The organism is Streptomyces sp. SID5785, from assembly GCF_009870065.1.
In the GTDB taxonomy this organism is placed as follows: domain Bacteria; phylum Actinomycetota; class Actinomycetes; order Streptomycetales; family Streptomycetaceae; genus Streptomyces.
Window position 1 is genome coordinate 1 of the sequence record NZ_WWIA01001015.1, and the last position, 10,263, is coordinate 10,263.

The window sequence follows — 10,263 nt, forward strand, 5'->3', positions numbered from 1 at the left end:
GGGGCCGGGGCCGGTCGTGCTCCGCGGCGGAGCCGGTCGTGCTCCGCGGCGGGGCCGCTGACGGACGCGGCCCCGCTCGCCGGCGGTGTGCGCGGCGCGCAGCCTTCTTCAGGGGCGCGGCGCGGTGTCGCGCACGCTCACCCCTTGACCGCGCCCTGCATGATTCCGCCCACGATCTGCTTGCCGAAGAGGAGGAACGCGAGAAGCAGCGGCAGGGTCCCGAGCAGCGCCCCGGCCATGATCACCGAGTCGTCCGGGATGTAGCCCGTGCCCAGCTGGTTGAGGGCGACCTGCACCGTCGGGTTCTCCGAGTTCAGCGCGATGATCGGCCACAGGAAGTCGTTCCAGGCCATGACGAAGGTCAGCAGGCCGAGCACCGCCATGGCCGGCCGCGCCGCGGGGAACACGACGTGCCACACGACCCGCAGACTGCTGGCCCCGTCGACGCGCGCGGCCTCGATCAGTTCACTGGGCAGCGCGGTCACGAGGTACTGCCGCATGAAGAACGTGCCGAAGGCGCTGACCAGGGTCGGCAGGATGACGGTGTGCAGGTGGTTGGCCCAGCCGAGGTCGGTCATCCACAGGTAGAGCGGGACGACGGCGAGCTGCGGCGGCACCATCATCGTGCCGATCGTGAGCAGCAGGAGGGTGGTCGAGAAGCGGAAGCGCAGTTTGGCGAAGGCGAAGCCGGCGAGGGTGGAGAAGAGCACCGTGCCGACGGTGATCATCGACGACACGAAGATCGAGTTCAGCATCGCGGTGCCGAGCCCGGCCTGGTCCCACGCGGTCTCCAGGTTCTTGAACAGGTTCCCGCCGAACCAGAAGGGCGGGGGTGTCTGGGCGAGCCGGGCGTTGGTGCGGGAGGCCGCGATCGCCGTCCACACCAGCGGCGCGAGCGAGATCAGGGCGAACAGGACGAGCACGGTGTACGTCATCGGACCCGCGTGCAGCTGCTTGCCCGCGCCGAGGAACCGCTTGCGGGGCGCGGGGTCCGGCGCCGCCGCCGGGCTCTCGTCCGCGGCCCGAGGTGGCGTCACATCACTGATGGTCATTGGGACTTCCTCAGCCGTCGGGTGATCAGCATGTTGACCGCGGCGATGATCAGGAGGATCAGGAACATCGACCAGGCGATGGCGGAGGCCTTGCCCAGGTTGCCGTTCGTCCAGCCCTGGTCGTACATGTAGAGGCCGAGCGTCTGGTACTGGTGCTCGGAGCCGCCCTTGGTGCCGCTGACCCCGCCGAACAGCAGCGGCTCGGCGAACAGCTGGGTGGCGCCGATGGTGGAGACGACGACCGTGAACAGGATGGTCGGCCGCAGCATCGGGACGGTGACGTGGCGGAACTGCTGCCACCGCCCGGCCCCGTCGAGCGCCGCCGACTCGTACAGGTCGGCGGGGATGGCCTGCATCGCGGCGAGGTAGATCAGCGCGTTGTAGCCGGTCCAGCGCCAGATCACGATGGAGGAGACGGCCAGCTGGGAGCCCCAGGTGGATTCCCGCCAGTTGACCGGGTCGAGGCCGATCAGGTCGAACGCCCAGTTGACCATGCCGCTCTCCGGGGCGAAGAGGAGCACGAAGACGAGCGTCGCGGCCGCGGCCGAGGTGGCGTACGGGGTGAGCATGACGACGCGCCACACGGTGGAGCCGCGCAGCCGGTAGTTGAGCATGTGCGCGAGCCACAGGGCCGCGGCCAGCTGCGGGACGGTCGACAGGATGCCGATGGTGAACGTGTTCTTCAGGGCGTTCCAGAAGAAGTCCGAGGAGAACAGGTTCTTGTAGTTGTCCAGACCCGCCCAGGTCTGGTGGTCGAGCGTGGCCAGCTGCACGTCGTGCAGCGAGTACCAGGCGGTGTAGAGCAGCGGCACCAGCGAGAAGGCGCCGAAGATGATGAAGAAGGGGGCGATGAACGCGTACGGGGACGCCTTCATGTCCCAGCGGTACAGCCGGCTGCGCCAGGAGGAGCCGCCGGCCGGTGGCGTACCGCGACCGCGAGCGCCCCGCGCCGCGCCCGGCTTGTCACCGGGCGCGGCGTCGGCGCTCGACGCGGACTGCGCGAGAGCCTGGTCGGAGCTGGTCACTGGCCGAGCACGTCCTTGACCTCCTGCGTGGCGGCCTCCCAGCCCTGCTTGGGCGACTTGCCCTTCTGCTCCACCTGGAGGATGCCCGTGTCGGTGATCGCGGTGCCGATCGGCTGGTCCTTGACGCCGTGGACCTGCATCGGGATCGTCTTCGCCGAGTCGGAGAAGATCTGCGTGAGCGGCGCGTCGGAGAAGTACGTCGTGGTCGCGGCCTGCGGCTTCAGCGAGTCGTAGGCGGCCGGAGTGGACGGGAAGCTGGCCTGCTTGGCGAACACCTTGGCCTGCTGCTCGGGCGCGGTCAGCCACTTCGCCAGGGCGATGGCCTCCTTCTGGTGCTTGCTCGCGGTCGGCACGCCGATGAACGAGCCGCCCCAGTTGGCCGCGGTCGGCGCGGCCGCCACGTCCCACTTGCCCTTGCCGGCGTCACCGGACTTCTCCTGGATGTAGCCGAGCATCCAGGCGGGGCAGGCGATCGTGGCGAACTTGGCGTTGGCGAAGCCCTGGTCCCACGGCTTGTCGAACTGCTTCAGCTTGGCGGACATGTCGCTGGTCGCCACGTCCATCGAGACGTCCCAGGCGTTCTTCACGCCGGGTGAGGTGTCCCAGATGACCTTGCCGCTCTTGTCGTAGTACTGCTGGGTCTCGCCGCCGAGCGCCGCGTTGTAGACGGAGGAGGCGGAGTCGACGTACTTGGTGCCGCTCGGGGCCTTCTTCATGTACTGCTTGCCGAGGTCGACGTACTTGTTCCAGTCGCCCTTCCACGAGGCGCCGAGCTTGGTGCGGTCGGTCTCGAGGCCGGCCTTCTCGAAGAGGTCCTTGCGGTAGCAGATGGCCATCGGGCCGGTGTCGGTGCCGAGGCCGATCAGCTTGCCGTCCTTGGTGGTGGCCTGGGCGTTCTTCCAGTCCAGCCACTGCGACTTGTCGACCTCCTTGCCGAGGTCCACGAACTTGCCCGCCTGGGTCTGGACGGCCTCGGTGATGTTGCCGACCTCGATCGCCTGGATGTCGTCGGTGCCGGAGCCCGCCTGGAGCCGGGTGAGGGTCTTGGGCCAGTAGACGTCGGTCCGGGTGGTGACGTTCTCCTTGATCGTGATGTCCGGGTGCAGCTTCATGTACTCGTCGTAGAGGCCGGCCTGCTTGTAGCCGAAGACGCCGAACGTGCCGATCGTGATCGTCGTCCCGCCCTTGTTGCCGGCGCCGCCGGAGCCCCCGTCGGAGCCGCCGGAGTCGTTGTCGCTCGCGCATCCGGCGAGCAGCCCTGTGGCCAGGGCGGCGACGACCGCGAAGGTCATCGCGCGTCGGGACGTACGGGCCGTCGTGCGCATTGCGTCCTCCAAAGTGCTCACGTCCTCAAGTACTCAGGTGCTCTGACGTGCCGATCCCGGCCGGCTGCCAACCAGCATGCGGTGCCCGTGCGTTCACTGCGCGGCTCTTGGGCGGGGAATGTGCGGCTCTTGTATGCGACCAGTGGGGTGGGAGCGCTCCCATCCGTGATGTGTTGAAGGGTCGCGCCCCGGCCACGGGGTGTCAAGAGACTGCGCGGGGACAAGTTGCCGCGGTTATCGGGCTGTTAGATTCCGCGTGAGACTTGGGGAGGTGGGAGTCATGGTGGCTCGCGGCACTCACGGCAGGCGTCCGACCCTCGAGGAGGTCGCGGCGCGGGCCGGCGTCGGCCGGGGCACGGTCTCCCGGGTGATCAACGGATCGCCGCGGGTGAGCGACCGCACCCGCGCCGCGGTCGAGGAGGCCGTCGCCGAGCTGGGCTACGTGCCGAACACGGCGGCCCGCGCCCTGGCCGCCAACCGCACCGACTCGATAGCGGTCGTCGTCCCGGAGGCCGAGTCCCGGTTCTTCTCCGAGCCGTACTTCTCCGGCATGGTCGGCGGCGTCGGCGTGGCGCTCGCAGAGACGAATCTGCAACTGCTGCTGACCTTCGCCCGCGGCGAGCGCGAGCAGGACCGGCTCGCCGCCTACCTCGCCGCCCACCGGGTCGACGGCGTCCTCCTCGTCTCCGTCCACGCGGACGACCCGCTCGCCGACCGGCTGCTCCAGATGGACATCCCGACCGTGATCAGCGGCCCCCGCTCGGCGGACGAGCCGCTGCCCTCGGTCGACACCGACAACTATGCGGGCGCCCGGTCGGCCGTCGGCCATCTGGCCGCCCGCGGCCGCCGCCGGATCGCGATCATCACGGGCCCGCTCGACGTGTACGGCGCCCAGCGCCGCCTGACCGGCTACACGGACGAGCTCGCCGGCGCCGGGCTCGCCCACGAGGAGGACCTGATCGCGTACGGCGACTTCACCGAGGAGGGCGGCCGGCGGTGCATGACCGAGATCCTGGCCCGCCGGCCCGACCTCGACGCGGTCTTCGCCTGCTCCGACCTCATGGCCTCCGGCGCCCGCCAGGTGCTGCGCGAGGCGGGCCGCCGCATCCCGGACGACGTCGCCCTGGTCGGCTTCGACGACTCGGTGATCGCCCGCCACATGGAGCCCGGCCTGACCAGCGTGCGCCAGCCCACCCGCGACATGGGCCGCGCGATGACCGAGCTCCTGCTCGACGAGATCGCGCTGCGCGCGGAGGGCGGGCGCGCGTCGGTGCGCGGCGGTGACGTGCGGCATCTGGTGCTGCCGACGGAACTGGTGGTGCGGACGTCGTCCTGAGGGCGTCACCGGCCTCTTGACGCGCCCCGTGCGGCTGCCTAGCGTCACGCCGTACCGAGATGTGACCAGCATTCACATACAGGAACAGGCAGGGAATCATGACAGGCAGGCATGTGGTCGTGTCCGGCGGCGGCACGGGGATCGGCCTCGCCACGGCCGAGGCGTTCGCGGCCGACGGGGACCGGGTCGTGCTGCTCGGGCGGCGCGAGGCGGTGCTGCGCAAGGCGGCGGAGTCGATCGGCCCGGCCGCGAGCTGGTTCGCCGGGGATCTGTCCGAGCCCGCGGACGTCGCGGCGGCGCGCGACTTCATCACGGAGTCCGGGGAGGTCGACGTCCTCGTCGCGAACGCGGGCGGCAACGTCGCCCCCTCGCACGACGGCACACTGACCGGCATCGCCGACTCCTACCGTCGCAACTTCGAGGCCAACGTCCTCACCGCGGTACTGCTCACCGAGGCGCTGCTGCCCCACATGCGCCGCCCCGGCGGCCGGATCGTGCAGGTGTCGTCGATCGCGGCGCTGCGCGGCCCCGGCTCGTACGGCGGCACGAAGGCGGCGGTGAACACGTACACCTTCGACCTGGCACAGCGGCTCGGCGCGGACGGCGTCACGGTGAACGCGGTGTCTCCCGGGTTCGTGACCGACACGGAGTTCTTCGGCGACCGTGCGACGGAGGAGTTCGTCGCGTCCAGGGTCAGGCAGTCCCTGACCGGGCAGCCGGGCCGCCCCTCGGACATCGCCGCGGCGATCCGCTACCTGGCGTCGCCGGAGGCGGCGTACATGACGGGGCAGATCCATCATGTGAACGGCGGAGCGGCGCTGGGGCGTTGAAGCCGCCCGACGAACGACGAGGCCCGGCCCGCGAGAGCAGACCGGGCCTCCGGTGTACACGGTGCACCGCATCGAGCAGCAGCACGCGCGCGCCCGATTCTCGACACGCTGTGCCGCATGGCCGACGCCTCGACGCCCGTCCGCGACCTCGTCCGAGGCCCGCCCGTCAATCCTTCGCGTGCACCTGGAAGCCGCGCACCGGCGCCTGCGCGCTCACGATCAGCGTTCCGATGTGGCCCGGCGTCGGCGCGTCCACGACGACCGCCTTCGCCGTGGCGAACCCGGCCCGCAGCAACAGCCGCTCCCACACTGCAGGCTTGTAGCTGTACCTGTAGGTGAACTGGGCCTTGCCCGCGAACCCACCCTTGTACATGCCCTGCGGCCCGTAGGCGCCCGGGATGGCCGGCGGCTGCGAGAACACGAACCGGCCGCCCGGGCGGAGCCGTTCAAGAACGAGAGGGAACAGGCGTGACGGGTCGACGAACCAGGCCGCGCCGAACATCGAGCAGACCGCGTCATACGTCTGGGTGTCTATGGCCAGGACGTCGAGGACTTCACCGCACACGAACTCGGCACCCGTGTGCGCCCACCGCTCGGTGATCTTCCCGACCATGACCGACGACAGGTCGATGCCGCGTCCCTTCACGCCGCGCTCGGCAAGGTAGGCGAGCGCGCGGCCGGTGCCGCACCCGACCTCCAGGACCGTGTCCGGGGTACCGAGCAGTTCCGGGCCAGGGCCGTGGCCGGCGTACTGCGTCCAGCAGAACGACGGTTCCGCGTCCGCGTCGAACGCCGAGTCGGCGTAGGTGTCCCAGAGCGCGGTCTCGGCGGTGATGTCGTGGGGAACGGGCACGGCGGGTCCTTCGGGTCGGTGTGCGGAGCCCCTGACTGCCGTCGGCCGCCGCCCGGCCCGCGCCATATCCGTGTGCGGGAGTCTGGGGGCAGCGGCGGGGCGGGAAGGGAACGTCTGCCGGGGGCGCGGTTCGCGCGGGCACTTCTTGTGCACGATGACGGAGCCGCCCGCCCCTGAGGGGCTGAACACGTCGTAGCGCTCGCTGCTCTCCTCGGACAGGAGCGGCTGGTCGCATCGGCCGCAGAAGCGGGCGCCCTCGTAGCTCACGACTCGCCGTCGGCGTACTCGTCGAGGGTGCGCACGGCACGCGCCAGCGCGGTGAGCTTGAGGCATGCGGCGAGTGAGCTCGGGCTGAGGCCGGTGGTGAGCGCGTCGCATGCGACCTCGAGCGCCTTGTCCCGTGAGTACCACTCGCGCGTGCCGCGGTTCAGCTCGGCGGCCTGCGCCTCGACGAGCGGGACCAGGCGGCGGAGCTCGGCACGAAGCCGGTGATCGAGCTCGGTTCGGCGGGCGGCGCCCGGCCGGGTGCGCGGCGCCGCGCCGGCCTCATTCAGCAACGCCGCCACTCCACCGGCCGCGGTCTCTCCTGCCTTGATCTGCATCCCGAACGCCTCCGCTCCCTTTGATCGTGAAACGACCGTAGGAGCCGGCCCCGGATCGCCGGGAGTGTGTGCAACCGGCGTGCCCTGTTGGTCCGTTCACACAGTGTGTGGACCGGATCCCGCTACCGTGATGACTCTCAGTGATCCGGGGGCACGGCATGGAACCCAACACTCTGCTCGACGCACTGCTCGCCGAGGCCGGCATGTCCCGCAAAGGGCTCGCGGCACAGGTCAACGCGGCAGGGTCGGCACGAGGGAAACGCATGCGCTACGACCACAGCTCGGTCATCCGATGGCTCGCCGGGCAGAGACCCCGCGGCGTCGTGCCCGACCTCATCGCTGACGCGTTCAGCCGCCGCCTCGGTCACCCCGTGTCCCTCGACGACATCGGCATGGGCCCCGCCTCGGCCCCGGCCGTGAGTACGCCCCTGGACGGGTTCATCGGCAGGGCGACGGCCCTGTGGCGCGGCGATCATCAGCAGCGAGCCGATCTGCGGCAGGCGCCGGTGATCACGGGCCTGCCGGCGGTCGGACCCGTGTGGGAGTGGGAGAACCCGCCGGAAGATCTGGACGTGTCCAGCCGCGGCACGGTGCGTGTCGGCATGCCTGACGTCGAACACCTGCGTACCGCGCGTGCCCACTACGAGCAGCTGTACCGCAGAGCCGGTGGCGTGGCCACGCGAGACAGGGTGGTGCGCTTCCTCGTCGAGGACACAGCACCGTTGATGCGCGGGGCGTACTCCGACGGAACGGGACGTCAGCTCCACCGAGCCGTCGGCGGCCTCGTGGCCGTCGCGGGGATCTGCGCCTACGACTGCAGCGCTCAGGGCCTGGCCCAGCTACTACCACCAAGCGCTCCGTCTGGCCAAGGCCTCTGGGGACCGGGCGTTCGGCGGCTACGTGATAGCGCTTCTCGTCAATCACGCGCTCTACCTCGGCGACTACCGCCAGGCCGTTGCGTTGGCCGAGGCCGGGCTGCGTACCGCAGGACACGCCATCAGCCCGGCCCTCGCCTGCGACCTCAACTCGATGCAGGCCAAGGCGTTCGCGCGGATGGGCGACCACACCGGCGCGCGACGTGCGATCAAGCAGGCAGAGACCGAGGCCGGGCTGATCCGACCCGATGAGGAGCCCGTCGAGACCGGCTACGTACAGCCCGGTCTTCTGGAGAACGCCCTGGCCGACACGTTGATGAGACTCGGCGACACGGGGCCCGCGCAGCGGTTCGCGGCCGAGGCTGCCGGGATCCGTACCCACGCCCGAGGGCGGGTGCACCGGCTGGCGACACTCGCCGACTGCGAAGTGAGAGGCGGGGAGGTCGATCGGGCTGCTGCAACTGCGGAGCGCATGCTCGACACCGCGCACGGCATGGAGTCGCATCGACTGTACGACCGGCTCGTGGGGATCCGCCGGAGTCTCGCGGACACCGGCAGCAGCTCGGTGCGCGGCGTCGTCTGTCGGATCGACGACACCCTCCGCATCCCGTTGTAACCGGTGTGGTCGACTGGGCGGCGTACCTCGACGGAAGGCAGGAGCGGCGTGTCAGTGTGGCGGAACCTCGGCGAGCGCACCGTGTACGAGAACCGGTGGGTGCGCGTGAACATGGCCGATGTCGTGCTGCCCGACGGCCGGCACCTCGACCACACCGTGATCCGGGTCCGCCCTGTGGCCGTGGCCACCGTGGTGAACGACGCGGACGAGGTGTTGCTCCTGTGGCGGCACCGCTTCATCACCGATGCATGGGGGTGGGAGCTGCCCTCCGGTGGAACGGGCGAGGGGGAGGACCCTGCCGTGGCGGCGGCGCGGGAGTTCGAGGAGGAGACCGGGTGGCGTCCGGGGCCGATGCGGCTGCTCCTCGCCCTCGACCCGATGCCGGGGATCTCGACGTCGCACCACCGGGTATACGTCTCGGATTCGGCCGAGCAGGTGCGGGAGATCCCGGAGGACGACTTCGAGTCGGCACGCCGGGCATGGGTCCCCCTGTCCGAGGTGCCGGACCTGCTCGCCCGCGGGGAGATCCGGTCGGCGAACGCCGTGGCTGCGCTCCTGATGTTGCAGGCGCAGCGACTCGGCGGCGCGCGCACCTGACGAGCGTGATCACCGTCAGTGGGTGAGACCGGCGACCGCTCGGGCGTCCCCTGGCGAAGCCATGGTTACGCCGTGTGATCCACGCGCCGCCCGGGGCGGAGTCGGGGGGAAACGCTGAAGGCCCCGGTTCTCTCGAACCGGGGCCTTCAGTCTTCAGGGTGAGTGACGGGACTTGAACCCGCGGCCACCTGGACCACAACCAGGTGCTCTACCAACTGAGCTACACCCACCATGTCCGGTCTTCTGTCGTTCTTCCGACCGGCCGAGAAAAAGTGTACAGGGTCCGAAGGGGTGCTCGCGCCCGGGTTTTCCCCGGGGGCTCCGGACCCCGTACACAGGGGCGGACGAGGGACCGGTCAGGACTCCTGAGCAGGCAGGACGTGCTTCGCCGCGATCGCCTTCGCGGTGTCCGAGTCCGGCCCCGGCTGGGGCACGAAGACGGCCTCGCGGTAGTAGCGCAGCTCGGCGATGGACTCGCGGATGTCGGCGAGCGCCCGGTGGTTGCCGTTCTTCTCCGGACTGTTGAAGTACGCCCTCGGGTACCAGCGGCGGGCCAGCTCCTTGACCGAGGACACATCGACGATCCGGTAGTGGAGGTACTCCTCCAGCGTCGGCATGTCGCGGAGCAGGAAGCCGCGGTCGGTGCCGACCGAGTTCCCGCACAGCGGGGCCTTGCCCGCGTCCTTGACGTGTTCACGGATGTACGTCAGGACCTGCTCCTCGGCGTCGGCCAGCGTCGTGCCGCCCGCCAGCTCGTCGAGGAGGCCCGAGGTGGTGTGCATGTTCCGCACCACCTCGGGCATCGTCTCCAGGGCCTCGTCCGGCGGGCGGATCACGATGTCCACACCGTCGCCGAGTACGTTCAGCTCCGAGTCGGTGACCAGTGCGGCCACCTCGATGAGCGCGTCGTTCGCCAGCGAGAGTCCGGTCATCTCGCAGTCGATCCACACCATGCGATCGTTCATGCGGACAACCCTACGGCCCGGATCACCTCACCGGCAGACGACGTCGGCCCCCTCCTGCCCCGGCGCCCTAGGGCGCCGGGCGCGGCCCGGGCAGGCTCGCCCGGCCCGCGAACGCGTCGGACGGTGTCCGGCCGCCCTCCACGGACCCCGCCGCCAGCGACGCCGCGGCCGCGCCGAGCACCGGCGA

The 10,263-nt window shown here is 70.5% G+C and carries 9 protein-coding genes, 1 tRNA gene and 1 pseudogene; 4 read left to right on the top strand and 7 right to left on the bottom strand.

All coding sequences use genetic code 11. The annotated features are described in order from the left end of the window. Window positions 1–137: 137 nt before the first annotated feature. The 3 genes from GTW43_RS32855 to GTW43_RS32865 are packed head-to-tail and all read right to left on the bottom strand — an operon-like array spanning window position 138 to window position 3,402. Window positions 138–1,052, bottom strand: coding sequence for a carbohydrate ABC transporter permease (locus GTW43_RS32855; protein WP_161305620.1), 915 nt, complete (start codon window positions 1,050–1,052; stop codon window positions 138–140). Beyond that, window positions 1,049–2,077 carry a sugar ABC transporter permease gene (locus GTW43_RS32860; RefSeq protein WP_161305621.1) on the bottom strand — a complete coding sequence of 343 codons (1,029 nt, stop codon included), beginning with the start codon at window positions 2,075–2,077 and terminating at the stop codon, window positions 1,049–1,051. The genes GTW43_RS32855 and GTW43_RS32860 overlap by 4 nt, the downstream gene beginning before the upstream one ends. After that, the gene (locus tag GTW43_RS32865) at window positions 2,074–3,402 is read right to left on the bottom strand and encodes an ABC transporter substrate-binding protein (protein WP_161305622.1); all 1,329 of its coding nucleotides are present in this window, start codon (window positions 3,400–3,402) and stop codon (window positions 2,074–2,076) included. Before GTW43_RS32865 ends, GTW43_RS32860 begins: the two co-directional genes overlap by 4 nt. 280 nt (window positions 3,403–3,682) lie before the next feature. Here GTW43_RS32865 and GTW43_RS32870 point away from each other — a divergent pair, with 280 nt between their 5' ends. After that, complete coding sequence (locus GTW43_RS32870) at window positions 3,683–4,738, top strand: LacI family DNA-binding transcriptional regulator (protein ID WP_161305623.1); 1,056 nt, start codon at window positions 3,683–3,685, stop codon at window positions 4,736–4,738. Window positions 4,739–4,836: 98 nt separating this feature from the next. After that, window positions 4,837–5,568 (top strand): SDR family oxidoreductase, encoded by a 732-nt coding sequence (locus GTW43_RS32875; RefSeq protein WP_161305624.1) that lies wholly within the window; start codon window positions 4,837–4,839, stop codon window positions 5,566–5,568. A gap of 166 nt (window positions 5,569–5,734) precedes the next feature. Here GTW43_RS32875 and GTW43_RS32880 read toward each other — a convergent pair whose 3' ends face one another. Continuing rightward, the gene (locus GTW43_RS32880; RefSeq protein ID WP_161305625.1) at window positions 5,735–6,421 is read right to left on the bottom strand and encodes a class I SAM-dependent methyltransferase; all 687 of its coding nucleotides are present in this window, start codon (window positions 6,419–6,421) and stop codon (window positions 5,735–5,737) included. A 263-nt stretch (window positions 6,422–6,684) separates the two neighbouring features. Beyond that, a complete protein-coding gene (locus GTW43_RS32885; RefSeq protein WP_161305626.1) occupies window positions 6,685–7,023 on the bottom strand; it encodes a DUF6415 family natural product biosynthesis protein in 339 nt (112 codons plus the stop codon). Between the two features lie 158 nt (window positions 7,024–7,181). Here GTW43_RS32885 and GTW43_RS32890 point away from each other — a divergent pair. Next, window positions 7,182–8,514 (top strand): annotated as a pseudogene (locus GTW43_RS32890) (transcriptional regulator). Between the two features lie 48 nt (window positions 8,515–8,562). Next, entirely contained in the window at window positions 8,563–9,111 is a 549-nt protein-coding gene (locus tag GTW43_RS32895) for an NUDIX hydrolase (RefSeq protein WP_161305627.1), read from the top strand. A gap of 157 nt (window positions 9,112–9,268) precedes the next feature. Here GTW43_RS32895 and GTW43_RS32900 read toward each other — a convergent pair. Both GTW43_RS32900 and orn read right to left on the bottom strand, forming a co-directional pair. Next, a tRNA-His gene (locus GTW43_RS32900) sits at window positions 9,269–9,341 on the bottom strand. A 126-nt stretch (window positions 9,342–9,467) separates the two neighbouring features. After that, window positions 9,468–10,076, bottom strand: a complete 609-nt coding sequence (gene orn / locus GTW43_RS32905; RefSeq protein WP_161305628.1) for an oligoribonuclease — start codon at window positions 10,074–10,076, stop codon at window positions 9,468–9,470. Window positions 10,077–10,263: the final 187 nt, after the last annotated feature.